Source organism: Paenibacillus sp. FJAT-26967 (assembly GCF_001541095.1).
Lineage (GTDB): Bacteria > Bacillota > Bacilli > Paenibacillales > NBRC-103111 > Paenibacillus_F.
In genome coordinates, this window is sequence record NZ_LMXH01000001.1 from 374,639 (window position 1) to 400,132 (window position 25,494).

At 52.2% G+C, this 25,494-nt stretch carries 28 protein-coding genes and 2 tRNA genes; 20 read left to right on the plus strand and 10 right to left on the minus strand.

Annotated elements, in window-relative coordinates:
- Positions 1-54: 54 nt before the first annotated feature.
- Both AR333_RS01695 and AR333_RS01700 read right to left on the minus strand, forming a co-directional pair.
- Positions 55-1,926 (minus strand): glycosyl hydrolase family 18 protein, encoded by a 1,872-nt coding sequence (locus AR333_RS01695; RefSeq protein ID WP_084783452.1) that lies wholly within the window; start codon positions 1,924-1,926, stop codon positions 55-57.
- Between the two features lie 403 nt (positions 1,927-2,329).
- The gene (locus AR333_RS01700) at positions 2,330-4,057 is read right to left on the minus strand and encodes a methyl-accepting chemotaxis protein (RefSeq protein WP_068773620.1); all 1,728 of its coding nucleotides are present in this window, start codon (positions 4,055-4,057) and stop codon (positions 2,330-2,332) included.
- Positions 4,058-4,322: 265 nt separating this feature from the next.
- Between AR333_RS01700 and AR333_RS01705 the strand changes: the two genes are divergently transcribed.
- From AR333_RS01705 to phoU, 5 genes are all read left to right on the plus strand, one after another.
- Positions 4,323-5,213, plus strand: coding sequence for a phosphate ABC transporter substrate-binding protein (locus AR333_RS01705; protein ID WP_068773621.1), 891 nt, complete (start codon positions 4,323-4,325; stop codon positions 5,211-5,213).
- 191 nt (positions 5,214-5,404) lie between these two features.
- Complete coding sequence (pstC, locus tag AR333_RS01710; protein ID WP_068773622.1) at positions 5,405-6,352, plus strand: phosphate ABC transporter permease subunit PstC; 948 nt, start codon at positions 5,405-5,407, stop codon at positions 6,350-6,352.
- The gene (gene pstA, locus AR333_RS01715; protein WP_068773623.1) at positions 6,349-7,206 is read left to right on the plus strand and encodes a phosphate ABC transporter permease PstA; all 858 of its coding nucleotides are present in this window, start codon (positions 6,349-6,351) and stop codon (positions 7,204-7,206) included. Before pstC ends, pstA begins: the two co-directional genes overlap by 4 nt.
- Positions 7,207-7,209: 3 nt before the next feature.
- On the plus strand, positions 7,210-7,992 hold the full coding sequence (gene pstB, locus AR333_RS01720; protein ID WP_068773624.1) for a phosphate ABC transporter ATP-binding protein PstB: 783 nt from the start codon (positions 7,210-7,212) through the stop codon (positions 7,990-7,992).
- Positions 7,993-8,014: 22 nt separating this feature from the next.
- Positions 8,015-8,674, plus strand: a complete 660-nt coding sequence (gene phoU, locus AR333_RS01725; RefSeq protein WP_068773625.1) for a phosphate signaling complex protein PhoU — start codon at positions 8,015-8,017, stop codon at positions 8,672-8,674.
- Between the two features lie 164 nt (positions 8,675-8,838).
- Here the strand turns inward: phoU and AR333_RS01730 are convergent, their stop codons facing one another.
- Positions 8,839-9,588: an HAD family hydrolase gene (locus tag AR333_RS01730; protein WP_068773626.1), complete on the minus strand. Its 750-nt coding sequence runs from the start codon at positions 9,586-9,588 to the stop codon at positions 8,839-8,841.
- A gap of 179 nt (positions 9,589-9,767) precedes the next feature.
- Between AR333_RS01730 and polA the strand changes: the two genes are divergently transcribed.
- From polA to AR333_RS01755, 5 genes are all read left to right on the plus strand, one after another.
- Positions 9,768-12,473 (plus strand): DNA polymerase I, encoded by a 2,706-nt coding sequence (polA, locus tag AR333_RS01735; RefSeq protein ID WP_068773627.1) that lies wholly within the window; start codon positions 9,768-9,770, stop codon positions 12,471-12,473.
- A 33-nt stretch (positions 12,474-12,506) separates the two neighbouring features.
- Entirely contained in the window at positions 12,507-13,367 is an 861-nt protein-coding gene (gene mutM / locus AR333_RS01740; protein ID WP_068773628.1) for a DNA-formamidopyrimidine glycosylase, read from the plus strand.
- A gap of 63 nt (positions 13,368-13,430) precedes the next feature.
- Entirely contained in the window at positions 13,431-14,204 is a 774-nt protein-coding gene (locus AR333_RS01745; protein WP_068773629.1) for an MntP/YtaF family protein, read from the plus strand.
- Between the two features lie 99 nt (positions 14,205-14,303).
- Positions 14,304-14,900, plus strand: a complete 597-nt coding sequence (coaE, locus tag AR333_RS01750; protein WP_068773630.1) for a dephospho-CoA kinase — start codon at positions 14,304-14,306, stop codon at positions 14,898-14,900.
- Entirely contained in the window at positions 14,897-15,481 is a 585-nt protein-coding gene (locus tag AR333_RS01755; RefSeq protein ID WP_068773631.1) for a lytic transglycosylase domain-containing protein, read from the plus strand. The genes coaE and AR333_RS01755 overlap by 4 nt, the downstream gene beginning before the upstream one ends.
- An 83-nt stretch (positions 15,482-15,564) precedes the next feature.
- On the opposite strand, the gene AR333_RS01760 is transcribed toward AR333_RS01755, so the two are convergent.
- The gene (locus tag AR333_RS01760; RefSeq protein WP_068773632.1) at positions 15,565-15,798 is read right to left on the minus strand and encodes an alpha/beta-type small acid-soluble spore protein; all 234 of its coding nucleotides are present in this window, start codon (positions 15,796-15,798) and stop codon (positions 15,565-15,567) included.
- 119 nt (positions 15,799-15,917) lie between these two features.
- On the opposite strand from AR333_RS01760, the gene nrdR reads away from it, so the two are divergent.
- Together nrdR and AR333_RS25240 are read left to right on the plus strand one after the other, a co-directional pair.
- On the plus strand, positions 15,918-16,403 hold the full coding sequence (nrdR, locus tag AR333_RS01765) for a transcriptional regulator NrdR (RefSeq protein ID WP_068773633.1): 486 nt from the start codon (positions 15,918-15,920) through the stop codon (positions 16,401-16,403).
- A 144-nt stretch (positions 16,404-16,547) separates the two neighbouring features.
- Positions 16,548-17,117 (plus strand): YuzF family protein, encoded by a 570-nt coding sequence (locus AR333_RS25240; protein WP_156430809.1) that lies wholly within the window; start codon positions 16,548-16,550, stop codon positions 17,115-17,117.
- 119 nt (positions 17,118-17,236) lie between these two features.
- On the opposite strand, the gene AR333_RS01775 is transcribed toward AR333_RS25240, so the two are convergent.
- The 3 genes from AR333_RS01775 to AR333_RS01785 all read right to left on the minus strand — a co-directional run bounded on the left by AR333_RS01775 (position 17,237) and on the right by AR333_RS01785 (position 18,039).
- Positions 17,237-17,689, minus strand: coding sequence for a DUF441 domain-containing protein (locus AR333_RS01775; RefSeq protein WP_068773634.1), 453 nt, complete (start codon positions 17,687-17,689; stop codon positions 17,237-17,239).
- 130 nt (positions 17,690-17,819) lie between these two features.
- Positions 17,820-17,903: transfer RNA gene (locus tag AR333_RS01780), tRNA-Leu, on the minus strand.
- A 60-nt stretch (positions 17,904-17,963) separates the two neighbouring features.
- Positions 17,964-18,039 (minus strand) — tRNA-Ala (locus AR333_RS01785).
- A 205-nt stretch (positions 18,040-18,244) separates the two neighbouring features.
- Between AR333_RS01785 and AR333_RS01790 the strand changes: the two genes are divergently transcribed.
- The 3 genes from AR333_RS01790 (at position 18,245) to AR333_RS01800 (ending at position 19,725) form a co-directional block, all read left to right on the plus strand.
- Positions 18,245-18,580 carry a hypothetical protein gene (locus AR333_RS01790; RefSeq protein ID WP_068773635.1) on the plus strand — a complete coding sequence of 112 codons (336 nt, stop codon included), beginning with the start codon at positions 18,245-18,247 and terminating at the stop codon, positions 18,578-18,580.
- Positions 18,581-18,624: 44 nt separating this feature from the next.
- Positions 18,625-19,131 (plus strand): VanZ family protein, encoded by a 507-nt coding sequence (locus tag AR333_RS01795; RefSeq protein ID WP_068773636.1) that lies wholly within the window; start codon positions 18,625-18,627, stop codon positions 19,129-19,131.
- 159 nt (positions 19,132-19,290) lie between these two features.
- A complete protein-coding gene (locus tag AR333_RS01800; protein WP_068773637.1) occupies positions 19,291-19,725 on the plus strand; it encodes a hypothetical protein in 435 nt (144 codons plus the stop codon).
- A gap of 100 nt (positions 19,726-19,825) precedes the next feature.
- Here AR333_RS01800 and AR333_RS01805 read toward each other — a convergent pair whose 3' ends face one another.
- The gene (locus AR333_RS01805) at positions 19,826-20,122 is read right to left on the minus strand and encodes a hypothetical protein (protein WP_068773638.1); all 297 of its coding nucleotides are present in this window, start codon (positions 20,120-20,122) and stop codon (positions 19,826-19,828) included.
- A gap of 205 nt (positions 20,123-20,327) precedes the next feature.
- Between AR333_RS01805 and AR333_RS01810 the strand changes: the two genes are divergently transcribed.
- The 4 genes from AR333_RS01810 (at position 20,328) to AR333_RS01820 (ending at position 22,495) form a co-directional block, all read left to right on the plus strand.
- Entirely contained in the window at positions 20,328-21,014 is a 687-nt protein-coding gene (locus tag AR333_RS01810; protein ID WP_253735693.1) for a lipopolysaccharide assembly protein LapB, read from the plus strand.
- A gap of 126 nt (positions 21,015-21,140) precedes the next feature.
- Complete coding sequence (locus AR333_RS24875; RefSeq protein WP_172798772.1) at positions 21,141-21,314, plus strand: hypothetical protein; 174 nt, start codon at positions 21,141-21,143, stop codon at positions 21,312-21,314.
- 5 nt (positions 21,315-21,319) lie between these two features.
- On the plus strand, positions 21,320-21,751 hold the full coding sequence (locus AR333_RS01815; RefSeq protein ID WP_068773639.1) for a DUF86 domain-containing protein: 432 nt from the start codon (positions 21,320-21,322) through the stop codon (positions 21,749-21,751).
- Positions 21,752-21,862: 111 nt separating this feature from the next.
- On the plus strand, positions 21,863-22,495 hold the full coding sequence (locus AR333_RS01820; protein ID WP_068773640.1) for a metalloregulator ArsR/SmtB family transcription factor: 633 nt from the start codon (positions 21,863-21,865) through the stop codon (positions 22,493-22,495).
- Positions 22,496-22,709: 214 nt separating this feature from the next.
- Here AR333_RS01820 and AR333_RS01825 read toward each other — a convergent pair whose 3' ends face one another.
- Both AR333_RS01825 and AR333_RS01830 read right to left on the minus strand, forming a co-directional pair.
- Positions 22,710-23,519: an MBL fold metallo-hydrolase gene (locus tag AR333_RS01825; protein WP_068773641.1), complete on the minus strand. Its 810-nt coding sequence runs from the start codon at positions 23,517-23,519 to the stop codon at positions 22,710-22,712.
- On the minus strand, positions 23,507-24,166 hold the full coding sequence (locus AR333_RS01830; RefSeq protein WP_068773642.1) for a bifunctional 4-hydroxy-2-oxoglutarate aldolase/2-dehydro-3-deoxy-phosphogluconate aldolase: 660 nt from the start codon (positions 24,164-24,166) through the stop codon (positions 23,507-23,509). Before AR333_RS01830 ends, AR333_RS01825 begins: the two co-directional genes overlap by 13 nt.
- A gap of 198 nt (positions 24,167-24,364) precedes the next feature.
- On the opposite strand from AR333_RS01830, the gene selD reads away from it, so the two are divergent.
- On the plus strand, positions 24,365-25,426 hold the full coding sequence (gene selD, locus AR333_RS01835) for a selenide, water dikinase SelD (protein WP_068773643.1): 1,062 nt from the start codon (positions 24,365-24,367) through the stop codon (positions 25,424-25,426).
- Positions 25,427-25,494 lie beyond the last annotated feature (68 nt).

Genomic DNA, 25,494 nt, shown 5'->3' on the forward strand with positions numbered 1-25,494 from the left:
CCCCGCTTAATTTGCGGGGGCTTCTTGTCATGTGTCCAGGTAGGCAAAAACTGTCTACTTCAGCTTCCAGAGAGCCGGAACATTGGCAGGTTCCCAGCCGGATAACGAAGTGTGCGGCTGGCGGCAAAGATAGCTCTTGCCGTTATAAGTTACTTCGTCATTGAGTTTATAGCTCACTCCTGCCGCCCATGGAGCCGCTCCGCCTGCTTGCGCATCCGTTGTTGTCTGCACGGTCGTGCCTGCGGATACATTGCCGGCAGCATCTTTGGCTTTAACGGTAAACGTATAAGCCGTAGACGGAGTTAATCCGGTGATGACAGCGCTTGTGCCGGATGCATTCACGCTGGTTGAACCGTAAGAAACGGTGTAGCCGGTAACGCCCACGTTATCCGCCGAAGCGGTCCAGCTCAGGCTTACAGAATTGGAGGACTTGGCTGTCACTTGTACATTGCCGGGTGCAGAAGGAGCGGTTGTGTCCGGGCCGCCGCCGCTGCCGGCTGTTGTAACGGTCAAAGCAGGTCCTGCCGCAGAGACATTGCCTGCCGCATCTCTGGCTTTGACTGTGAACGAATAGGCGGTATTAGCTGTCAGTCCCGTCACGGTATGACTGGTTCCGGTGACGGTTGCGATCTTGGTATTTCCCTGATAGACCTCATATCCTGTCACACCTACATTATCTGTAGAAGCATTCCAATCGAGTTTAACCCCGCTCGATGTCACATTAGAGGAGCGCAAGGAAGCCGGTACGCTAGGCGCCTGCGTGTCGGGGGTTCCGCTTCCGTAGGAGTCCAAATAAGTGCGATGGTTATTAGAGAACTCGAAATTATTGAACTGGTCCCAGTTAATCGACCACGTCATCAAGCCGCGGAGTCCTGGCTGAGGCGTACTGCGCATGGTGTACTGTCCGCCGAAGGAAGTTCCCTTCATTAAGTAGTTCAGCGCTTTCTGAACTTCAGCAACCGTTGTGAAGCCGCCCCCCGCATTAGCGTTGGCCGGCAGTCCCATCACGACCTGATCCGGACGAAGAGCCGGGAAGACATTATTGGCGTTCTTTCCTACCGGAAAGCCGGTCAGCAGCATGTCGATCATAGCTACGTGGAAATCAGCAGCGCCCATAGTATAGTACTTGTCGTCAAGTGCGGTGATCGGGCCGGAATTATACTGCTGCACCTGGAGCCAGTCGAGAATATCGCGCAGGCCGTGGATAACCGGCAGGTAAGCTCCGGCGCGGGTGTCGCAGCTGAGGCAGGTGCCGCCGTAGAACGAATAGCCGAGCTGTACGAAGAAAGTCTCCGGTGCCATGGTCAGCATGAAGGAATCTCCGAAGCTGTTATGCAGTTCCCGTACCGCGGAGATCAGATTTGTAATAACAGGCGTCGTCGGATTGCGGAAATCGGAATCCCCTGAATTCAGATAGAGGGAGTGGCCTTCGAAGTCGATATCGAGACCGTCAAATCCGTAGGTCGAGATAATATTTTTCATGGAATTGACAAAATTAGTACGGGCTTGGGCAGACACTAGTTGAACCTGTCCGTTCGCCCCGCCAATGGAAATGATGACTTTCTTGCCCTGGCTTTGCAGATAAGCGACATCGGCTTTGAACTCGGCTTCTGTATACTTATACGGAGTAAAGCCGATCGTTCCCCCGGTCACTCCGGCAGTAGGTTCGGCAAAGGATATATTGATGACATCAAATTTCGGTGAGACGTCCCGAAGCTTGATGAAGCCGGAACCATTGTCGAAATTGTGCCAGTAACCGACGATAACTTTTTTGTTTACAGGCAGAGAAGCCGCGGAAGCCCGGTTGGAGTTCAAACCCAAAGCCGGCAGAATCAGCGACAGCAGAATGGAAACGATCAAAAGCACACGAAGAACGATCTTCACCCGTGTTTTGGACGGTGAGGCTGGTCGCGTTTTGGAACTCATTACATGATTACCTCCTCAATAATAGTAAAATGATAGCGCTTCCAATAATGGTAATTTAAAGCATTCCCAAGTACAAGAGTCTCTTCTTTGTCTGTCCGGCTTCGCCTGGACGTACAAGAGCTGCTCTTGCGGGTATTCACCACCCTTCTTAAGGAAGAAGTCCTGTCGGGAAGCAAACACCTTAACGGATTACCATCGCAAGGCTTGTTCTCCGTACCATCCGGGTTTCCTTCCATTTAATTGTAAAAGTTATTCAATTTAAGTATCCGGTAAATAGAGCGCTAACAAAAGGGATAAGATCAGACGATGAGGGAGAAGTTTCTCTTGAAAACAGCCTCCGGAGTCAGCATGCCGGGCCGGGCTTCTGACTCCGGAGGTCGATTTGATTCTATCTGGGGGAAATTTAAGGGGTTTCCCGAATCTTGAATTTGCTGATTTCGGCGAAGAGCTGAGCAGCCAGCTCGTGGATATTGTCAGCCTGGGCGGAGAGACTCCGTATGGACGAATCGTTCTCTTCGGAGGCTGTCGTCACTTCTTGCACGCCGGCGGATGTCTGCTCGGCGATCCCCGCTACGTGCCGGATATGCCGGGCAAGTCCGGCACTATTGGTGAGGGACTGACCAATGCGCCCGTTGACGAAGTAAATCTGCTTCGTCACAACGGACATCGATTCCTCGATGGCAGTGAAAGAACCGAGCGTGCGGCTCACGACAAGCTCCTGCCCGCCGGCTAGATGCCCTGCTTCCGTCACGGCCGCCTGCAGCTCACTCATGCGCCTCTCAACCGAGGCGATGGTACCGGCGGCCCGGCGGGCCTCGTCACTGGACTGCTGCGCGAGCAGGCGCACTTCCGAGGCGATGACCGCGAAGCCGCGGCCGTGCTCGCCTGCGGTTGCGGCCTCGATGGCGGCATTCAGCGCCAGCAGGTGGGTCTGTGACGCGATCTCGGTGATCGCGCCAAGGATCGCGCTCGTCTGCCGGGAGTCGGCGGCAAGCGAGGACATCGAGGCATGCACCTGCTCCAGGACACGCCTGGAATCTTCGCTGGCCCGCTGAAGCGAGGCAACGGACTCTGCCCCGCGTACCGTGGCCTCGGCCGCCTCTTGGCTTGCCTGATGCATGACCGCCGCATATTCGGCGATCTCCCGCGTCTCCCCTTCGAGCAGGGTGACGGCACCCGAGGCATGCTCGGATTCCGCAGCCTGCTCGGCAGCGCCCTGCGCGATCACGGACATCGCTTGAACGATGTCCCTGTTAGCCGCAGCCGTGTCCGTCGATACGCGCCGGAAGACCTCGGATTGTCCGTTCAGAGTGGAGGCAATGCGGCGCGTCTTCTCCAGCATGCCGCGCACCTCCGCGGTCATCCGGTCGAAGCTGCGGCTGAGCTGGCCCAGCTCATCGGGCGCGAGGCTTCCGATGGCATGGCGCAGGTCGCCGGCGGCGATCCGCTCGACAGCTTCCTGGAGCTTGCGGATAGGAAGCAGATAAGAGCGGATGATGAGAAGGGCCGTAGCGGAAGCGATCAGCAGTGCCACCAAGGCTGCTGCGGCTGTAATCCGTATCGTCTGGCGGATGACCGCCGCCGATTCATCTACAGCAGTCTGCGCTTCTTGGGAATAAGCACTGTAGAACTGGTCCACATGCGAGAAGATGATCTGCCTGAGCTTCTGTCCCTCACCATAGAAGTGAATCATGCTAAGCTCCAGTTCCCTGGGGCTTACAGATTTTTCCTGAATAAGCTTGGCAGCCAAATCAAAATTTGTAAGATAGTCCGAAGAAGCTACAATAAGCTCGCTGCGCCACTCTATCTGTTCTTTACGGCTTTCGGCAGCAGCCACCTGCTCCAGCAGACGGTTGTAGGCGGCCCGTATCTCTTGATACCGCTGTATATAAGCAGGGTCCTTGGAGAGCTGGAGCCCGGAAGCGATTATACTTAGTTCCTGAGCGGTCTCTTTGAGCTCCAGGGCTGCCGTTTTCTTGGCGATCCGGTCATTCTGCAAAGAAATTTTAGTCTGAATCTCGCGGATTTGATGAACTTGAAAAGCTGCCAGGATGACAAACAGCAGGATCAGTACAGTAAAAGCTGTAATTAATTTTTGTTTCATGGTTCTTAAATAGAAGTAATTCCGCATGTTCATCCTCCGATAGTCAATTGTTGAGAGATCCAATATCCATATATAGGTATTTGGTCCCCTTCAATATATGACTTTCGTATTAGAGAGAATGATGAATTGTGTAAAGGGAGGGTAAAATAGCACGCGAAACGAGTTTTGCAGCTAGCGATGAAAGTTTTACATGAATTTAACGTAGAGAGGAATCGGAGTTTACATTCGCTTGTTACGATAGTCTAAGAAACACAAAACAAAGAAAGATCACGTAAAGGAGGACATGTATAACATGTTCAAGTTCATGCCGAAAAAAGGTTTATCACTCGCACTCGTTGCCATGCTTAGCTTAGGGGTTCTTGCAGGCTGCGGTAAAACAGACGGAGAAACGAATAACTCGGCCAACGGCGGTAAGAGCGGCGGCGAAACCACTGAAATATCAGGTACGGTAACGGCTTCCGGCTCCAGCGCTATGCTTCCTCTCGTGAAAGAAGCGGCCAAAATGTTCATGGATAAACATGCTAAAGTCACCATTAACCCGACTGCAGGCGGTTCAGGTAAAGGCTTGAAAGACGTAGCCGACGGCATTTCGAATATCGGTAACTCGGATGTGGCTGCAGGCGACGAGTACAAAGACAAGAACCTGAAAGAGCATGTCGTAGCGATAGCTCCTTTTGCACTGATTACAAATCCCGATGTAGGCATTGAGAACCTGACGAAGCAGCAGGCTGCCGACATCTTTACGGGCAAAGTTACGAACTGGAAGGAAGTTGGCGGCAAGGATGCTAAAATCGTCGTGATCCATCGTCCTGACAGCTCCGGTTCACGCAAATTAGTGAAAGAAATCGTTCTCGATAACACAGAGTTTACTAAAGAAGGCGTTGTTCAGGAAAGTACGGGCGCGGTTAAGACTGCTGTCGGCACCCAATCGGGTTCCATCGGTTACATCGACACCCCTTATCTCGATGACACCGTCAAAGCAGTGAAGTTCGACAATGTCGCCTTCTCCAAAGAAACCATCAAGAATGGTACTTATAAGCTGTACGGTACGGAGCGTATGTACACCAAAGGCGAGCCTACGGGCGCGACTAAAGCTTTTATCGATTTTGTAATGAGCCCGGAATTCCAGGGTAAGAAAGTGGAAGAACTGAAATTCCTTCCAGCTGATCTTCTGAAAAAATAATGATTACGCCCTTCCCCGGATGTCCTGAAGCTTAGTAAACTTCGGGGCATCTTTTTTTGTGCGGAAGTTTTACATTGCCTTTACAAAAGCTTAATGCCGTATTTACAAATGAAGCCTATCATAAAAGAGAACGTGCTAGTACTTTGTACTCACCCGCCAGAATACGCAAATGATTGAAGGGGGCTTCCCGCTTGGATACTTACCCGCAGCAAACAGCGGCTACACAGGAGCAGAAGCACAGCGGCTCAGGTCCGCCAAAGCCATCACGCTGGATGAAGCTGCAAAAACGCCAGGATGGCTTGATGAGATTTCTATTCATCGGCAGCGCCGTGCTCGTTTCGATTGTCATATTTTCGATCATCATGTTCGTCGGTATTCAGGGGCTGCGCACTTTTAGCGGCGTCAGTCCTATGGAATTCTTCTTTTCCACCGACTGGACGCCGAGTGAGAACAAATTCGGAGCGTTTCCGTTTCTGTTCAGCACACTTCTGCTGACACTGCTGGCCATTGTGCTTTCCGTGCCGCTCGCAGTTGCCGGAGCCGTCTTTATGGCCAAAATCGCGCCGAAATGGATGCGCGAGATCATGCGTCCTGCAACGGACCTGTTCGTGGGCATCCCTTCCGTCGTATACGGCCTAATCGGCCTTACGGTTATCGTTCCGTTTATCGGCAAGCTGGTCGGTGGAACCGGCTACGGAATTCTGCCTGCCGGTATCATCCTGGCGATCATGATTCTGCCGACCATTCTCTCCATCTCGGAGGATGCTATCCGCGCCCTGCCGCCAAGGCTGGAGGAAGCATCGCTGGCTCTGGGGGCAACACGCTGGCAGACGATCTGGCGGGTGCTGCTTCCGGCCGCAAGACCCGGCATTCTTACCGGGGTCGTGCTTGGAATCGGCCGGGCAATCGGAGAAACTATGGCCGTCTTTATGGTCATCGGCAACTCGCCGCAAATGCCCAAATCCCTGATAGATTCGACAACCGTGCTGACGACTGCCATTGTCAAAGATATGGGCAATACAAGTTATGGAACCACGTGGAACAATGCCCTTTATATGATGGCCTTTGTCCTGCTCATCATTTCGATGCTCTTGATCGTGATTATCCGTGTCGTGTCCAGAAGGAGTGAAGTGAAATGAACAGTAAAACGACCGACCGTCTGGCGACGATTTTTTTCTGGATCACAGGAATCTTCATTCTGCTTATCCTGGCATGGTTTCTGATCCGGATTCTGGGAGCCGGGCTGCCGCATCTCAGCTGGGATTTCATAACCGGAGATCCCGAGGATATTGTGGCCGGAGGCGGGGTTGGCCCGCAGCTCTTCAATTCCTTCTATATTTTATTCCTGTCGCTATTATTTTCACTTCCAATCGGTCTGGGAGCCGGTATTTATCTCGCTGTTTACGCCAAGAAATCACGCTTTACAGAATTGGTCCGGATGTCGGTCGAAACCTTATCCTCCGTTCCGTCGATCGTGTTCGGTCTGTTCGGCTTTCTGTTATTTGTTGATTTGATGAATTTTAAAATTTCCATTCTGAGCGGTTCCCTTGCCCTGGCGCTTCTGAATTTGCCTGTTCTGGTCCGTGTGACGGAAGAATCGATCCGTACGGTGCCGGAATCCTACTGGGAAGCGAGTCTGGCTCTGGGCTCTACGAAATGGCAGGCGATTCGTAAAATCTTGATTCCGTCTGCACTCCCGTCTCTCATAACCGGTATTACACTCGTCGCCGGCCGCGCGCTCGGCGAGTCCGCCATTCTGATCTACACTTCGGGCTTGTCCGTGTCGAGGCATACGCCTGACTTTAACCCGATGGCGATGGGGGAGACGCTCTCCACTCACTTGTGGTACATCCAGGCCGAAGCGATCGTACCGGATGCGAAGCAGATCGCGGAGGGAAGCGCCGCGCTGCTGCTTATCGTTGTCTTGATCTTTAATCTGCTTATCGGCATACCGAGCCGTATTATCCAAAAAAGACTAACGGGGGGAAAATAAACGATGGCTGCTCCTGCGATGAATATTCAGACCGACACGAAAATACAAGTAGAAGGACTGGACTTGTTTTATGGTGAAAACCAGGCCCTGCACAGCATAGATCTAAACATCGCGCCTAATTCCGTGACGGCACTGATCGGACCTTCAGGCTGCGGCAAATCCACCTTCCTGCGCACGCTTAACCGGATGAACGACCTGATCGACAGTGTGCGCATTAACGGAAGCATCCTGGTGGACGGGATCAACATTTATTCGCCCGACAGCGACATCGTATCCTTGCGCAAACGAGTCGGCATGGTGTTCCAGCGTCCGAATCCGTTCCCGATGAGCATTTACGATAATATCGCCTATGGCCCCCGTATTCACGGGCAGAAGAACCGGGCCGTACTGGATGAGATTGTCGAGCGCAGTCTTCGGCAGGCAGCCTTGTGGGATGAGGTCAAAGACCGCTTGAAGAAATCGGCGCTCGGTCTGTCGGGAGGCCAGCAGCAGCGTCTTTGTATTGCGAGGCTGCTTGCTGTCGAACCGGAAGTGCTGCTGATGGATGAGCCCACCTCTGCGCTTGATCCGATCTCTACTTTGAAAGTCGAGGAACTGACGCAGACGCTCAAAGAGAAATACACCATCATTATCGTGACGCACAATATGCAGCAGGCGGCGCGTATATCGGACCGCACTTCGTTCTTCCTGAATGGAATACTCGTAGAGACCGATCAAACCGACAAGATTTTCACAAACCCGAACGATCAGCGCACCGAAGATTACATCACAGGCCGATTCGGATAATCACAAGGGGGCCCTTAACCGGATGAATAATCGTACGAACTTTCAGCAATCTATTGAAGACCTGCAGAATGAACTGCTTGATCTGGGCTCGATGGTCGAGAATTCCATCCATCAGGCGGTTGACGCCCTAAAGCGTATTGATACCGATCTTGCCCGGCGGACAGTGGAAGATGACGATGCGATTGACGAGCTGACCTTGCGTATAGAAGAAATGTGCCTGCGTCTTATCGCCTTGCAGCAGCCGATGGCCGGAGACCTGCGCATCATCGGAACGGCGCTCAGTATTGCGACGGACTTGGAGCGGATTGCGGATCATGCGGTAGACATTGCGAAAATTACAATCCGGCTGTCTGGAGAAACGCTTGTTAAAGAATTGATCGACATTCCGAAGATGGCGGAGATCTCCAAAGAAATGCTGCGTGAGAGCCTGGTGGCATACACAAACCGGAATGTGCATATGGCTACTTCTTTAGCCGAAAGAGATGATGAGGTGGACAAAATTTTCAGCCGGATTATGCAGGATGTGATCGGGATGATGAATGCAGACTTCACCCGCAACCGGCAGCTTACCCATCTGATTATGGTGGCCCATTACCTGGAGCGGGTTGCAGACCATGTGACCAACATCGGGGAAAGTGTCATTTATATGGTGACCGGCAAAAGAAAAGATTTGAACATCTAGCAGTGTTATATGAAGAGAAGCGGTTTGCCGGAATGAGCGGTGAACCGCTTTTTGTTGCCGGCTCTTGTATGGGCAGGAGGATACACGGGGAGCAAGTCGATGAAGGACCTATTACAGGGGCCTTTTTTTCATGTAATGAAAAAACCGCCCTAAGGGGCGGCTGGCTACAAGACTTGAACCAGCTGTTTGACAGATCGGATGATAACGACCTTCTGGCGGCCGATCCGGCGCTGTGACAGCTTTTTCAGATGGGGAGGATAAATCCAGACGGCATCCAGGCCGCACCGTGTCGAGCCGATAATGTCGTTCTTCCAGGAGTTGCCTACCATGACGCCTTGACTCGGATTAATGCCGGTTTCCTTCAGTGCCGTACGGTATAAGCCGGGATGAGGTTTGCGCGGACCATTCTGGACCGAGCTAAAGCGGCGGTTTTCAGGGAAAAATGAGGATAGCCTAAGACGGGTAAGATCCCGTTCCAATCTCTTGCGGCTGCCGTTGCTGATGATCGCAAGCTGATATCTCTCGCCCAAAGCTGCTAGAGTCTCTTCAACGCCCGGGAACAAGCGGACATAGCTGCCTTCTGTTTCCTCTACCTGTTCAAAGAAGATCCGGGCAAAAGCCTCATTGACAGGAAGCGGGTAAGTTTCCAGCGCTTTCTCCAGGCAGGCGGTGCGCATTTCTTCACTGGGCCGCTGATTGCGGGGTCTCAGTTTGCGCAGCTTCTGCCACTCCTGCTTGTAGATCTGCAAAGCATCATCCGCTGTCAAGAGGCCGGCGTCCTGTTCCCACCTTCCCGTGTATTCCCCAAGCACTTCCGCGAATGCGGAATCAAAACATTGCCTGCGGTCCACCAGTGTATTATTCATATCGAAGAAAATGATTTTCTTGGGAGCCGGGAAAAAAAAGGGACTCATTTGCAGTCCTCCTTTCCTGCTGAGCCGGAACTTGAAGCAGCCAAAAAGACGGATTGCCGGCTTTATAACGTATTAACAGTCTATGTGCCTGAGTCAGAGAACATCACCCCGGACAGAGCGCCATCGGCGCAAAAATTACCGGGTTGAAACTTTTTCATATTCGTCCTGGCTGTGCTATCATGAACGTATATGTCCAAAATCGGGGTGTAAGTGTGGAAAAAGAAAAATTGATTCTTATAGATGGAAATAGTATCGCCAGCAGGGCTTTCTACGCCCTTCCGCTGCTAAGCAATGCGGCCGGTCTGCATACCAATGCCGTTTACGGATTTACAACGATGCTGCTCAGACTCATAGAAGAGGAGAAGCCGACGCATTTTCTTGTTGCCTTTGATGCGGGGAAGGTTACCTTCAGGCATAAGGATTATTCCGAATACAAAGGAGGCCGGTCCAAAACACCTCCTGAACTTTCCGAGCAGTTCCCTCTGCTGAAGGAGCTTCTTCCGGCTTTTGGTATCCGTCAGTTTGAGCTGGAAGGCTATGAGGCCGACGATATTATCGGTACACTGACCCGCACCGCGCAGGAGGAAGGCAAAGAGGTGCTTGTAGTCAGCGGCGATAAAGACATGCTGCAGCTGGTATCGGATAAGGTGACCGTGGCGCTCACCCGCAAAGGAATCAGCGAGGTGGACCGGTACGATCCCGCAGAGATTCAGGAGAAATACGGGCTCACGCCTTCTCAAATTATCGACCTCAAAGGGCTGATGGGGGATTCCTCTGATAATATTCCGGGTATCCCTGGCGTGGGGGAGAAGACGGCGCTTAAGCTGCTGCATGAGTACGGTTCCGTAGAATCCGTACTGGAGCATGCAGACGATATGAAGGGCAAGATGAAAGAGAAGATCCGCGATCATGCCGATTCAGCGCGCATGAGTAAAGAGATCGCGACGATTTTCCGCGAGGTGCCGATGGACACCGAGTGGAACGCGCTCGCCTATTCGGGCGTGCAAGGACCTGAGCTGGCGGCTATGTTCCGCAAGCTCGAATTTAAATCGCTGCTGGAGAAAATGGATTTCTCCGGCGCGGGCTCCGGCGATGCGGCAGAGGATGCCGATGCTCCGCAGGCAGAGCCGCTTGTTGTCCGCCTCATATCGGAGGACAACATCGGTGAGCTCTTAGCTGCACTCCCGGATGTGCGGGCAATCCATGTCGAAGCCGCCGGGGACAACGCCCACACGGCTGTGATCATCGGAGCGGCTCTTCGCACGGCGGATGCGGGATACTATGTCCCCGCATCCGTTCTCACCGCTCCAGAGGCGCAGCCGCTGCGCGACTGGCTGGCTGACGGCAGCGCGGAGAAAAGCACGTGGGACCGCCACCGCGCGGAGCTGGCTCTCGCCTGGAGCGGGATTACGCTGTCTGGCGTGACGTTCGATGTGATGCTTGCCGCGTATCTGCTCGATCCGACAGAGACATCGCTCACGCTCAGCGGCATGGCGGACAAGTACGGCGTGCCTTCTGTTGCACCGGACGAAGCGGTCTTCGGCAAAGGCGCCAAGTTCAGGCTGCCCGAGACCGAGGTGCTTGCTGCGCACGTCTGCCAGAAGGCGGACCGCATCGAGCGGCTTCATGCCGAACTTCACGAGCGGCTGCAGGAGGTTGAAATGCTCCAGCTGTATTACGAGCTGGAGCTGCCGCTCTCGGGTGTTCTTGCCGACATGGAGCTTCGCGGCATCAAGGTGGACAAGGGGGCTCTGAAACAGCTTGGAGACGAGCTGGCCGTTCAGATTGACCGGACCATGAGTGAAATTTACCGGCATGCCGGTTTTGAATTCAATATTAATTCACCCAAGCAGCTTGGCGAAGTGCTGTTCGAGAAGCTGCAGCTGCCTGTGCAGAAGAAAACGAAAACCGGATATTCCACGGATGCTGAAGTGCTGGAGAAGCTGGCGCCTTATCATGATATTGTTAAAGGCATACTTCACTACCGTCAGCTCGCTAAGCTTCAGTCCACTTATGTGGAAGGACTGCTGAAGGAAGTGCGTCAGGAGACGGGCAAAGTTCATACTTACTACAGACAGACCATTGCGGCTACGGGAAGACTCAGCAGCCAGTATCCGAACCTGCAGAATATTCCGATCCGTCTGGAGGAGGGCCGCAAAATCCGCAAGGTATTCGTTCCTTCGGAGCCGGGCTGGTCGATTCTGGCGGCGGATTACTCACAAATCGAACTGCGTGTTCTTGCCCATATATCCGGGGATGCCAACCTCAAAGAAGCTTTTACGAATAACATGGACATTCACACCAAAACCGCCATGGACGTCTTCGGGGTGGCGGAGTCCGAGGTGGATTCCAATATGCGCCGCTCCGCCAAAGCCGTTAACTTCGGGATCGTATACGGAATTAGTGACTACGGTTTGTCGCAGAACCTGTCTATTACCCGTAAAGAAGCGTCACAGTTTATCGAGCAGTATTTTGCCGTCTTCCAAGGCGTCAGACAATATATGGACGATATTGTGAAAGAGGCGCGGGAGAAGGGCTACGTGACCACCTTGCTGAACCGCCGCAGATATTTGCCTGAAATTACGGCATCGAATTTCAATCTGCGTTCTTTTGCCGAAAGAACGGCCATGAACACGCCTATTCAGGGAACCGCAGCCGATATCATCAAACTTGCTATGGTTCAGATGGATGAAAGACTTAAGCGTGAGGGCCTTAAGAGCCGCATGCTGCTGCAAGTACATGATGAACTGATTTTTGAGGTTCCGCCTGATGAGCTTGAGGTTATGCGCCGTCTGGTTCCTGAAGTGATGGAAGGGGCACTGAAGCTCGATGTCCCGCTGCTTGCAGAAGTTAACGATGGCTTTAACTGGTATGAAACCAAATAAAATTGCTTAACAGCAGCAGAAGAGGTGAACAGCATGCCGGAACTGCCGGAGGTTGAAACGGTCAAACGGACATTAGGGCGTCTGGTTGCCGGTAAGACCATTGAAGAAGTGGAAGTCCGTCTCAAGCGGATCATCCAGAAGCCGCAGGAGCCGGAGCAGTTCGCCGAGCTGCTGCGGGGACAAACGATAGCCGGGGTGGAGCGCAGGGGGAAGTTCCTACGTTTCATCTTATCGGAGGGCGTGCTGGTGTCCCATCTTAGGATGGAAGGCCGGTACGGACTCTATAAAGCGGGTGACCCTGAGGATACTCATACGCACGTCGTGTTCCATTTTACGGACGGAACGGAGCTCAGGTACCGGGACGTGCGCCAGTTCGGCACGATGCATTTATTCGCCAGCGGTGAAGATCTGGTCTCACCCCCGCTTCAGAGGCTGGGGATCGAGCCGCTGGACGAGTCCTTTACCCTTGAAGCTTTCCGCAGCGCGGTAGGCAAACGCAAAGTGAAGATCAAACCGCTGCTGCTGAACCAGGCATACATCGTCGGGATAGGGAATATTTATGTAGACGAGGCCCTGTTCCTGGCAGGCATTCATCCTGAAAGAGAATCATCCGGGCTGACCCGGCCGGAGCTGGAGAGGCTGCATGATGCCATTATCGTGACACTCCGCAATTCCGTAGAAGCCGGGGGTTCATCGGTTAAGTCGTATGTGAACGGGCAGGGCGAGAGCGGAAGCTTTCAGCATCAGCTCAGAATATACGGCCGCAGCGGAATGCCTTGTGTAAATTGCGGCACATTAATTGATAAGACGGTCGTGGGCGGCAGAGGTACCCATTACTGCTGGAAGTGCCAGCCGCTTAAGCGTACCCGCCCTTCGTCCCCTAAGCAAAACTAGGCACATCTCCTCCTGCCCTTCCATATGATGGGGAGTAGAGCATGAAGGCAGGAGGGGATCAGTGTGCTTACCGTTTTTTCTCTGTTGATCCTGGCTCTGGCCGTCAGTTTGGACGGCTTTGGAGTCGGGATGATGTACGGATTGCGTAAAATCCGCATTCCTCTGTTATCCATTGCAATCATATCGCTGTGCTCGGGTATTATCATTTATTTATCCATGAACGCCGGGGTGTGGCTGTCTGTCTATTTATCGCCAGATTATGCCCGCATCGCCGGGGCCCTGATCCTGGTCGGAATAGGTATCTGGGCGCTGTATCAGTTCCTCACCCAGAAACAAGGTCAGGAAGAGGCCGAAGAAGGCGTGGCTTTGCTGTCCGGGCATGCCGTTCATGCAGCTGCGGAAACACAGGAGCCTCAGCAGGCCGGAATGCCTCTTGAACATCCGGGTGAAACGGTTACGGAGAGCACTTCTGCTTCTGTGTATTCTCCTGCCCATAAGATGCTCTCGATTGAGATTAAACGTCTGGGACTGGTTATTCAGATTCTACGCACACCTTCGGCGGCGGATGTGGACCGCTCGGGCAACATCTCTTCCTATGAAGCTACCCTGCTGGGTGTCGCTCTATCGCTTGATGCGTTCGGTGCAGGCATAGGTGCCGCCTTAATCGGCTATACGCCCCTATTGACCTCAGCCGTTATTGCGCTGGCAAGCGGAATCTTTATTGCTCTTGGACTTAGCATCGGTTTCCGTTATTCCGGTAAAAGCTGGGTGCGTTCCGTATCGGTTCTGCCGGGATGCGTGCTGATCCTGATGGGAATCTTGAAGCTGTGGTCATAGAGACCTGGTTCTTGCAGGTCATGTATCTTATCCAAATCCTTGAACATAAGCCTTCCCTCATACGGAAGGCAGTAACAATCCATGTAGGAGTCGAGTGCAATGAATATAGGACTAACGGGAGGGATCGCCTGCGGCAAAAGCACGGTTTCGGCCATGCTTGTCCGCCGCGGGGCGATTCTGATTGACGCGGACCGAATTGCGCGTGAAGTAGTGGAGCCCGGCAGCCCTGTATTGGCGGAAGTGGCTGCTCATTTCGGACAAGATATCCTGCTTCCGGACGGCTCGCTTCACCGCAAGAAGCTGGGGGAATATGTTTTCCGCAGTGAAGAAGCACGACGGAAACTGGAAAGTCTCCTTCACCCCTCCATCCGGAGTTTAATGAAAGAAAGGATGGAGGCGTCCGAACGTGACTTTCCGGATAAGCTGGTGGTCGTCGACGTTCCTCTTCTTTATGAGTCCGGGCTAGAAGGCATGTTCTCGCATGTCATGGTCGTATACGTACCCAGAGAGGTTCAACTGAAGCGGCTTATGGCCAGAGACACATTGACGGTAGAGCAGGCGGAAGCCCGGCTTGAGGCGCAATGGCCCATTGAGCGTAAAAAGGAACTTGCAGACATTCTCATCGATAATTCGGGAGCAATTGAGGAGACGGACAAGCAGGTGGAACTTTATATGCTGAATAGGGGACTGCTATGAGGTTGTTTCGCAAAAAACGGGTGTTCGCTCTGCTGCTGCTCGTTTTCGTGCTTTTTCTGTTCAGTAACGGCACTTATATCGGACAAAAAATATACCCTATCCATTACAGGGAGGAAATCCAGCAGAATGCCGCGGAGTTTAAAGTTGATCCTTTTCTTATTGCCGCTATTATTAAGGTGGAATCCAACTTCAAGCCGAACCGGGAATCCAAGAAAGGCGCCTATGGAATTATGCAGCTCATGCCCGAAACAGCCGAATGGATTCGGGAGACTTCGGATTCCGGTCAAGGTCAAGCGGATTTCCGTGATCCCGCCCGTAACATCCAGTTCGGTTCCTGGTATCTGGCTTGGCTGAATAAGCAGTACAAAGGCAATTGGCTATATTCCATTGCGGCCTACAATGCCGGGCAGGGAAACGTGAACAAGTGGAAGAATAACGGTGTTTGGGATGGAACTGAGAGTACTATCGAGAATATTCCATTCGGGGAAACCCGTCATTATGTGCAGCGCGTGCTGTTTTATCAGAAGAAATTTACGGAGCTTTATGACGATGAATATAACAAAGGCACCTTTGTACAATAAGAAAAGCACCGGACAAGCCGGCGTTGTTAGCCGCCGCCTGAACCGGTACTCCTGTGTTTGACTAGCATTGCCCGCAATGAAAATTAACGGGATTGGCCGGATTGGCCTGCCAGTTGTTGCTCAGCGATTTGCACAAGGCGGCGAGTAATGTGTCCTCCGATCGCACCTGTGTCACGAGTAGCCATGTTACCGTAGTAACCGTCTTGTGGGATGGCGATCCCAAGCTCTTGTGCTACTTCATATTTCAGTTGATCCAAAGCTTGATTAGCTTGGGGAACCACCAAAACGTTGCTGCCGCGAGATTGTCCTGCACCCATGTCTGTTCACCTCCTTGTCGTTTGTAAATGTATTATGTGCTTTTTCGGGCGCTTGATAACAAGCAACTTATGGGAATGAAAAAGACAAAGACCTTGAATAGGAAGGAGAGTGAAGAGAGATGAAATGTCCGTTCTGCGAACATAACGGAACCAAGGTACTGGATTCACGTTCAGCTAACGATAATAAATCCATCCGCCGCCGGCGGGAATGTGAGAAGTGCCAGCGGCGGTTCACCACCTTCGAAATGGTCGAGGAAACCCCTCTTATTGTGATCAAAAAAGATGGAAGCCGTGAGGAGTTCAACCGAGATAAGATTCTCCGGGGATTAATCAGAGCTTGTGAGAAGAGACCGGTGTCCGTCGACCGGCTGGAGCAAATCGTATCTGTAGTCGAGATGAACGTAAGGAATATGGCCCATGCGGAAGTGGACAGTATGCGGATCGGTGAACTCGTCATGGAACAGCTGTATCCGGTTGATGAGGTAGCGTATATCCGGTTTGCGTCTGTGTACCGGCAGTTTAAAGATATTAATATGTTCCTCAAGGAATTGGAACAGATCTTAGGGAAAACGAATTTGAATAACGCGTTAAATACAGATACATAACCCCCAAAGAAAGAACCGGCTGCATGCAGCCGGTTCTCTTGTTATCCGCAGGCAAGTGTCCTGATGTTGCCAGCCTTAATTCAGTCTTAATTGATCCTGCTTCGCATAGGATTGAGGGTGAGAACAAAAGGGGAGGCGTTAGAATTGGCTATTCGAGATCACAGGGGGCAGTATGAGCCCGCAGGTTGGGGGGCGGGACAATCCGTTTATCCCTATCCGGACTCAGGCCAGCCGGGGCATTTGCTGCAAGGATATGAGCAGCTGCAGAGTCATAGGATCAGAGGTCCGCAAGTCAATCCGCTATTTCCTGGGGGTCTGCAAACGGGTTCTCCATGGCCCGGAGGCTTTCCGCAGGACGGTGATCTGCTGAATCCCGGGGCGCAGCCGGGTGCTCAAGGCCAGCCTATTTCGGGCGGAATCGCGGTGGGTTCTTATCCGCCAAGCACAGGAAGTTCCGGAATCCCGGGTGGAGAGTTAGCCGGCCCGCCCAATGCCGGAGGGGCTCCGGTTATTCCGCAGCCGGTATTTAGTATTGATCCTTATGTGTATGCGGCCCTTCAGACTCTGATAGGCAAAGGCATCGTGGTGGAAACCGTAAGGGGCAGCAACCGGGGGAAGCTTGCCCAAGTTAAGCCTGATCATATCGTCGTGCAGGAAGACGGCAAACAGTTCTTTATTCGTACGGCACAGATCATCTGGGTAATGCCGGAATAAACTGGATCAGGGAAAGTGCTGCTATCCGGGCTATCCATCGGCTGGCTATCCGATGGTTTTTTTTCTTGTCCTTGGTTTCCCTCTTCCCTGGAATGATTACATTCCGGATGCTCTCTGACCTAGCCTTTGCCGATTAACAGCGACAGCAGGCCTGCCGCGATTAGAGGACCGACCGGAACCCCGCGGAACAAGGCAACCCCCAGTACCGTTCCGATGAGCAGTCCGGCAACTACGTTGGGCTGATGAGTCATGAGGGTTGCGCCGCGGCCGCCCAGATAAGCTACTGCCATACCGACTCCAACGGCGAGTAAGGTTTTCCAGTGAAGAAAGGACTGCATGATCAACGGTACCGACAGTTTGCCGCTTGCGATCGGAGTCATCACCCCGATAGTCAGGATGATGACTCCGGCAGTCAGCCCATACTTTTCGAGAAACGGAAAAGCTTGATGCACATTCATGACCCTCAGCAGCAGCAGAACCAGCATGGCGATCGTAACCGTGGCATTGCTGCTGAGCAGCCCGAGCAGCACCAAACCGAGCAAGAGAAGAGAAGTCGTATCCACCTGAGTCATTATCATCTGCTCCTTCGATAGGGTAGTTATTCTTATACCGGGTATTCTCTACATTCCTATATGCCCGACTTGGGCCGGAATAAACAAAAAGACCTTAACCCAATTGATGGATTAAGGTCTTCGGCTTGAATGCGGTCGAGAGGACTCGAACCTCCACGGCTGTTACACCACTAGAACCTGAATCTAGCGCGTCTGCCAATTCCGCCACGACCGCACGGTCACTGCTATACTTGACATGATCCGAAGATCAGAGTGTATGAGAGCAGTAGGATTATGGTGGAGCCAAGGGGGATCGAACCCCTGACCTCATCGCTGCCAGCGATGCGCTCTCCCAGCTGAGCTATGGCCCCTCAAAAGTCCCGTGATTTGTATTATACATAGATCGTAAAAAGAACGCAAGTCTAAATTTTTTTAAGTTGTTCGGATGAAAAAAGTACGATTTTTGCCGCAAACGATCGCCCTGCGTTTCTTGTATCAGGGCCTCTTTTCATGCTAACCTTATAGAAATCATGCGTTCCCCGCGGGGAATAGGAAATGGGCAGGAGTGGATACATTTTGTCGAGCAATGCTCTGTATTGGCTGTTTACGCTTCTTGCATTCGGAATTACGCTCCTTATGGGCTTTGTACTGATGCAGCGTACCAAAAAATTGTGGTTATCCTTCGGAATTTCCACCTTATTCAATACTCTGATGACTGTTTTCGTATGTGTATGGTGGGCGAAGGTTACGGATGATTCTTACAAAGTGCTCTTCTACAACATGTTCTATTTACTCGGGTATGTGAATGTGATTATTATTGATTTCTTTGCACTGCTCAGCATGCGGAAAAAAGCCGAAGGCCCGGTCAAAGCCAGAAAGAAGACCTATGAGGAAGAATATGGCGATTCCTGAATGAGTCTGAAACAATGGGACCAGGGAAGGAGATTTTAAATTAGATGTTGGCGGGAAAAACAAGATCTCGTGCTTACTGGTGGTGGCTTGCCGCCGCTATCTGCTGGATGATCGTTATTTTTGTTAAATCAGCCGAGTCCTACCAGGATCAGGATATGCGCCCTTTTTTCCGTGATCTGATACCTGAAGAGGTTATCGTGAAATGGGTGCCGCAGGTAGAATTCACTTATGACGGCGGGCTGGTTACATGGCGTGAGCCTTATGATTTTGTTGAATTTTTCATCCGTAAGGGCGCTCATATGGCTGAGTTCGGCATTCTTGTGTTTTTGTTTATCCGCATGTTTCTTGCCCGCAGGCTCCCTTATCTGAGAACTGTGCTGCTTGCAAGCGCCTTATCTGTTCTCTACGCGGCTTCGGATGAGTGGCATCAGTCCTTCGTACCCAACCGCACAGGACATGCTATAGATGTTGGCGTGGATTCGCTCGGCATCCTGCTGGTCGTGATCGTGTACAGTGCGGTGAGGCTCCTCCGCAGGCGGGGCAGAACCTGACTGCTGAAGGCCAGACTTTGCAGACGGTCTTCTTAGGTCGGTGAAGCGATGACTTTGCCGTTAAAATTGATCCCTTTGTCCGGCACGGATCACACCGCAATAATAGCCCTCCAATCGGGCATACTACAGGCAAGTGATGTTAACGATTGGGAGGCAGCTATGAACAAAATCAGACATGCTAAAGTGCTCAAAGTGACAAATGAAGCCGGAATAAAGGTTGCGGATGTTGAATTTGCCCTGGAGGGCTTTCAGCAGCCTCTTATGGCCAAGATTCAGCAGTCTTCTTCATCCTTATACACAGCCGCCGCTGCAGGACGGGATGAAGGTAACTTGGTCATCGGCGATATTTACCGCAGCGAAGGGGATCATTCCTTTGACTGGTATAATAATAATGAGCCAAGTGCTTACAAGGAAATTTCGGCAGAGCTGTTTGCGGCTGCCGGTATAGGGACTGAGGAGCAAAGAGAACAATTTAAGAGGCAATTGCTTGAATATGGAGACGTCAAGCATGAGCTGCAATCGGGTTTTGAAGGAGCGCCTTCAGATGTTGCCGGCGAGTCCGGCGAGTCCGGCGAATCCTCACTGCTTATATAGTAGAAGCAGAACATCGCACACCAAAAAAGATCGCTGCTTCGTCTTGGACGATAGAAGCGATCTTTTTTGGTGTGCCGGGATGTGTACCGGACAAGGCTTGTTAACGAGAGTGCTTGGTTTCAAAAGCGATAGGAAGTCCGAATCCCGGTGCAGCTTCCAAGTACTTTTTGTCTTTGGACTGGAATTGAAACATTCCGATAAAAAAGCCGACAAATCCAAATACGATAATCCGGATCGGCAGCCAGATCGGAATAAGCTCGCCGTTTCCTACAAATTCCAGGAGTGTAACCAAGGCGGTTAGAATAAAACTGGCGGGTAAGGCGTAATGCAAAGCGACAAACCGGCCGGGGCCTTTCCTTCTGGTATGGCTCCACTTACGTGCTTGCTCTTCGTTCATGACTGGCAGCAGCCCTTTCCAACTTGGTACGTACAGTTTGTAACTACTGAATCTCATTATACTAAATACAGCGGGAAAACTCACTTCCGCCTCTAGAAAAAAACGGAACCGACAGCTTAATGTCACAAGGCTGTCACACGGGACAGTGCCACAAAAGCTCAGTGAGATTCACGGGAAATTATGGTACCATAGGATGCGTAAGGTCATGTTGGAAGGAGAGATTCGTTTGTTGGGTAAAGTGTTCTTGTTTTCTTTTCTATTATACATCACAAGAAGCCCCATACTGGCTCTGCTGATTCTGCTTGTCATTCTATATGTAATTGACCGCCGATTTATCGGTCTGTCGCCCAGTCTGATGCGTCCCATCAAGCGCTTGAGGCGTATTTCGCGTTTAAAACAAGAGCTCCGCGCAAATCCTCATCACGCTTCATCCAAACTGGATCTCGCCAGATCCTTAATGGAATCAGGAAAGTACAGGGATGCGCTCAGCTATCTGCGGGAAGTGGAACCGGTTATGGAAGAATCCGCGGACGTGGCTTATGAAATCGGACTTTGTCTGCTGAAGCTCGGAGAGCTGGATGAGGGTCAGTCATACATGGACAAAGCACTGCAAATTAATCCCCGGGTCAGATTCGGAGATCCGTATCTCCAGCTTGGTGAAGCATTCGCGCACAAAGACCCGCACAAGGCTGTGGAATGGCTGGAGCGTTTTCGACAAGAACAATCCTCATCCGTTGAGGCTTATTATAGGCTGGGACTGTTATATAAGAAACTGAATCGAGAGCCCGAGGCAAAAGCGGCTTTTCGTGAATCGCTGGAAGTATACCGCAGCCTTCCAAAGTACAGCAGACGCAAACAGCGGAGATGGGCCATTCTGGCCCGGTTCAAATAAGTACGAGTGCGTACACACGATTACTATGAAGACATGGGAAGAAAAACTCCTCTACTTGACGGCATGGGTGCCTGGGACTACACTTAAACGTAGTTAAGAAGCGGCACTCAGCCGAGAAGAAAGGTCTTGAATAAACGGATGAATCTTATGTATATTGCAGCAGCCGCAGAAGGTGCGGAAGAGAAGAAACTGAGCATGGAATACTTGATGCAAAGTGTCCTTCTCGTCGGCATTGTCGTTCTTATGTTTGTCGGCATGCTGATCTGGACGAAATGGAGTAAGAAAAGGAGGCGCAAATAGCCGCCATGTATTATGTGAATGTAGATCAAATTAACCGGAGACTAGCCTTTATTCCCCAGCTTATTCAGGCTTGTGAGGAATTGGATAGTGAATTTGAGAAGGGCAGTCCTAAAATTATCACTTATTTTGCCCAAGAAAGAGTTCTCCACCTTGCAATCGAGACTGTTACGGATGTCGGAAGTTTGCTGATTGACGGTTTTATGATGAGAGATGCAAGCAGTTATGAGGACATTGTCGAAATTCTGGGAGGCGAGCGTGTATTCTCGGATGAGATAATGAGTACCCTTCTTGAATTGGTAAAATTGCGCAGGCCGCTGGTTCAGGAATACGATTCTTACACAAGAGACGGCAAACATCCGCTGCTTGGCGAATTGCCTCGCATTTTGCCGGTTTTCAAAGAGTCTGTGGACGTCTTTATCCGTAAAGAATTAATCTGATCCGGCTGTCCAGATACTTACTAAGTTTTCTAAACATGAATGTATCATAATTTACTTATGAGAGATGTTACGATACAATGAGAATATCCAGGCATCAGGCAGGTGATTCTCATGAACCGCGACACAGAGCCGTCCACCCGTAAAGTAGTTATGTCTCTGCTTCGGACTCAAGGTCCGCTTAGCGTCGGCGTTTTGGCCAAGGAACTTGGCATTACGGAGATGGCGGTACGACGTCATTTAAATACGCTTGATCGAGACGGATTGATTCAATCCGAATTGGTTCGGCAAGCTATGGGCCGGCCTTTGCATATGTATTCACTGTCCAAACAGGCAGATGAATTATTTCCCAAGAAATATCATACGCTTACGCTAGATATATTGGAAGAATTGGTAGCAGAAGAAGGCGAGGAGAAGCTGAACAGGCTTTTTGAACGCCGGGAAGATAAACTGGCAGAGAGGTACGGCCTGCGTATGAAGGGTAAGTCCCTCCCGGAGAAAGTGGAGGAACTGGCCCGCATTCAGAACGAGAATGGGTATATGGTCAGCCTGGAACAGGCGGAGAATGGTCAAATGATTCTCAATGAACATAACTGCCCTATCTCGCAGGTTGCAGACCAATACTCAACGGCTTGCCGTTGTGAACTGAATTTGTTCCGTAAGCTGCTTGGCGTTCCGGTTGAAAGGACCGAGTGTCTGGCCAAAGGAGGAACCAAGTGCGTTTACCGGATCCATTCCGGCGGCTGACTTTATACGACATCTTCTGCTGCGTAATGACAACAGGTTGAGCTTCAAGAGCTTGAAGGCCAATCCCGTCCATCCGGACGATGGGTTGGCTTTTTATATGGCGGCGGTGGAGGCTTCTTAAGCGCGGCCCTGCTTCTTTATACAACGGCAAGCACCCGAAAGCCATTTGAAACATGGCTCCCGGGTGCTTTTTAGGAGGAGAATTGGCTGTGTATCATGACCTGTCTTGCCCGGTTTCATAATCCTCCAACTTTACCTTCATACCCGCCTGGGCAAACCTGCAGCCTTCCGGCAGTCCATAATCATGGAGAAGATCAATGCCGTGAGACAGGTGGGTGAATAGAGTCCGGCCCGGCCCCGCTTCCCGGATGAGTTCGAGAGCCTCTGTTACGTCATAGACCGAACGTCCTCCGCCCTCTTCCTTATAGAAGCTTGTACCGAGCACAAGCAGTTGAACTCCGTTCATAGGTGCTTTTTCTTGCGCACTCAGATCAATGGAATCGGGACAATAGACGAAGCTGTACTTGCCGCAGAGAGCCCTTTCACTCCGGTCAAAGCGCAGCGCAAACGAAGTGCCGTTGGCTCCGTGGGCAACTTTCCACAGCCGGATGTTCCAGCTGTGGAACGCAAAGCCGTCATCGACTGCTTCATAGTTGACGTTGCGTTCGATCCACGGGAAAATAGCCCTCAGCCGCTCGATCACTTCCGCAGCGGCGTAGATGGTGCCGCGGATCTTCAGCCAGCGGCAGAGGTCCGCATATTCGGGGAGCCCGCCGATATGGTCGTAGTGGGCATGGGTGATCAGCACATGCCGCAGATCGCGAAGCCCCGTCTGCTCCATCTGCGTGCCCCAAGACGGGCCGCAGTCGATCAGCAGCCGCTCGCCGCTGGTGTGCAGCAGCACCGAGGAACGCAGCCGGCGGTTTACGCCTGTGCAGCGTGCTTCGGTGCATACGGCGCAGTCGCAGTAGACGCGCGGAACACCCAGGGAGTCGCCGGTGCCGAGGAAAGTCAGCGATTCCATGCGGCTACTCTCCAGTTCGTAATGGCGGAAGTGAATGCCCGCGCGTTCTCGGTGATGAGGTCATACCGCCCGGCTTCGATATCGTCCAGCTTGCAAATGGAGCTGCCGATCCCGACGGCGCAGCACCCTGCCCCGAGAAAGTCCGCGACGTTACGGGCCGTTACTCCGCCCACGGCGACCATCGGTACGGCATTCAGCGGTCCCATTAACTCGCGTATGTAGGGGAGGCCCAGGCCCGTGCTCGGGAAAATTTTAACCGCGTGGGCACCGGCTTTCCAGGCTTTCACAATTTCCGTCGGTGTCATCGCACCGGGGAATACCGGGATGTTCCGCTGCACGGCGAGGCGGATGACCTCTTCGTCCGTATTCGGGGTGACGAGGAAGGCAGCTCCGGCATCCAGTGCATCATTCGCATCCTGGACATCGAGTACAGTACCTGCACCGATATACATGCGGCTCCCGACGGAGTGCTGAAGTTCGCGGATCATATCGAGTGCGCCCTTCGTATTCAGCGTTACTTCCATGACAGTAACGCCGCCTGCGAGGAGCGCTTCCGCTGTCCGTGTGATAGCGTCCGGTTTGACGCCCCGGAGGATGGCAATTATTCGGGTGCGCTCCAATTCCTGGAGTCCTTGCTCGCGATTCATTGAGCTCACTTCACTTTCCAAGGTTCATTTAGCCCGCGGGCATGCGGGATTCTATTGTTTATGTTATCACAACTGGCAGGGCAGAGTCATGAGGTCAACGGCTTCTGTGAGGACACCCAAGCTATTTTAAGAATATGCCCTCATCGGTTACAATAGAGAGAGTCAGCAAAAAAACTATGCGAGAAAAAGGTGAAACCCGTGAAAGAAACAGAACGGATTAAATTAACTTCGCTTTCGAGCAAAGGGGGCTGCGGCTGTAAAATCGGCCCGGCCGATTTGAGCCAGGTGCTGCGCAGTATTCCGGCACCGGTCCCTAACCCGAATTTGCTTGTCGGACTGGATACCAGTGACGATGCGGGTGTATATAAACTGAATGATGAGCTGGCGCTGGTCCAGACCGTCGATTTCTTTACTCCGATTGTGGATGACCCGTATTCTTTCGGGCAAGTTGCTGCGGCGAATGCAATCAGTGATATTTATGCGATGGGCGGCAAACCGCTGACCGTCCTGAACATTGTGGCTTTTCCGATCAAAACCCTGGACAAACAAGTGCTCGCCGATATTCTGCGCGGCGCAGCCGACAAGGTACAGGAAGCCGGAGCCACGCTGGTCGGCGGACATTCCATCGATGACAATGAGCCTAAGTTCGGCCTGGCTGTTACGGGTCTTATCCACCCGGACCGCGTCCGCACGAACGCCGGCTCGAAGCCCGGAGATAAGCTGATCCTGACGAAACCGATCGGAGTCGGCATCTTGACGACATCGATTAAGAAGGATCAGCTTAGCGAAGAAGAAGTGAACCGCGTCACGACGGTCATGTCTACGCTGAACAAAACAGCAGCCGAAGTGATGGACGGCTTTGAGGTTCACGCATGCACCGACGTGACCGGCTTCGGCTTGCTCGGGCACGCTTCCGAGGTTGCCAAAGGAAGCGGTGTGGGGGTCCGGATTGGTGCCGAGCAGGTTCCTTTCCTGCCGCGTGTCCGTGAATTAGCCGAAGCCGGATTCGTACCGGGCGGCACCAAGAACAACTTCGCGCATCTCGAAGGGAGTGTTACATTCGATGCTTCGATCGACCAGATCGGTCAGTGGATGCTGTGCGATGCGGTAACTTCGGGCGGGCTGCTCATTTCGGCAGCCGCTGAGGATGCAGACCAGCTTCTGGCGAAGCTTATCGAAGCGGGCGTTGAAGCGGCTGTAATCGGCGAGACGACCGATGAGCATCCCGGACACATCATGGTGGAGCAGAGCATCCGCTAGAACGGGTTTGGCCCGTTGTTCATCTGCGCGGCCGGGCTTGTGCCTTGGCGGCCATCGTCTTTTTGTTA

Bases quoted from the DNA above. Each gene is read 5' to 3' on its own strand.
- AR333_RS01695 (WP_084783452.1), bottom strand. From the start codon at position 1,926: ATGAGTTCCAAAACGCGACCAGCCTCACCGTCCAAAACACGGGTGAAG.
- AR333_RS01700 (WP_068773620.1), bottom strand. From the start codon at position 4,057: ATGCGGAATTACTTCTATTTAAGAACCATGAAACAAAAATTAATTACA.
- AR333_RS01705 (WP_068773621.1), top strand. From the start codon at position 4,323: ATGTTCAAGTTCATGCCGAAAAAAGGTTTATCACTCGCACTCGTTGCC.
- pstA (WP_068773623.1), top strand. From the start codon at position 6,349: ATGAACAGTAAAACGACCGACCGTCTGGCGACGATTTTTTTCTGGATC.
- pstB (WP_068773624.1), top strand. From the start codon at position 7,210: ATGGCTGCTCCTGCGATGAATATTCAGACCGACACGAAAATACAAGTA.
- phoU (WP_068773625.1), top strand. From the start codon at position 8,015: ATGAATAATCGTACGAACTTTCAGCAATCTATTGAAGACCTGCAGAAT.
- AR333_RS01730 (WP_068773626.1), bottom strand. From the start codon at position 9,588: ATGAGTCCCTTTTTTTTCCCGGCTCCCAAGAAAATCATTTTCTTCGAT.
- polA (WP_068773627.1), top strand. From the start codon at position 9,768: ATGAACGTATATGTCCAAAATCGGGGTGTAAGTGTGGAAAAAGAAAAA.
- mutM (WP_068773628.1), top strand. From the start codon at position 12,507: ATGCCGGAACTGCCGGAGGTTGAAACGGTCAAACGGACATTAGGGCGT.
- coaE (WP_068773630.1), top strand. From the start codon at position 14,304: ATGAATATAGGACTAACGGGAGGGATCGCCTGCGGCAAAAGCACGGTT.
- AR333_RS01755 (WP_068773631.1), top strand. From the start codon at position 14,897: ATGAGGTTGTTTCGCAAAAAACGGGTGTTCGCTCTGCTGCTGCTCGTT.
- AR333_RS01760 (WP_068773632.1), bottom strand. From the start codon at position 15,798: ATGGGTGCAGGACAATCTCGCGGCAGCAACGTTTTGGTGGTTCCCCAA.
- nrdR (WP_068773633.1), top strand. From the start codon at position 15,918: ATGAAATGTCCGTTCTGCGAACATAACGGAACCAAGGTACTGGATTCA.
- AR333_RS01775 (WP_068773634.1), bottom strand. From the start codon at position 17,689: ATGACTCAGGTGGATACGACTTCTCTTCTCTTGCTCGGTTTGGTGCTG.
- AR333_RS01795 (WP_068773636.1), top strand. From the start codon at position 18,625: ATGTTGGCGGGAAAAACAAGATCTCGTGCTTACTGGTGGTGGCTTGCC.
- AR333_RS01800 (WP_068773637.1), top strand. From the start codon at position 19,291: ATGAACAAAATCAGACATGCTAAAGTGCTCAAAGTGACAAATGAAGCC.
- AR333_RS01805 (WP_068773638.1), bottom strand. From the start codon at position 20,122: ATGAACGAAGAGCAAGCACGTAAGTGGAGCCATACCAGAAGGAAAGGC.
- AR333_RS01810 (WP_253735693.1), top strand. From the start codon at position 20,328: ATGTTGGAAGGAGAGATTCGTTTGTTGGGTAAAGTGTTCTTGTTTTCT.
- AR333_RS01815 (WP_068773639.1), top strand. From the start codon at position 21,320: ATGTATTATGTGAATGTAGATCAAATTAACCGGAGACTAGCCTTTATT.
- AR333_RS01820 (WP_068773640.1), top strand. From the start codon at position 21,863: ATGAACCGCGACACAGAGCCGTCCACCCGTAAAGTAGTTATGTCTCTG.
- AR333_RS01825 (WP_068773641.1), bottom strand. From the start codon at position 23,519: ATGGAATCGCTGACTTTCCTCGGCACCGGCGACTCCCTGGGTGTTCCG.
- AR333_RS01830 (WP_068773642.1), bottom strand. From the start codon at position 24,166: ATGAATCGCGAGCAAGGACTCCAGGAATTGGAGCGCACCCGAATAATT.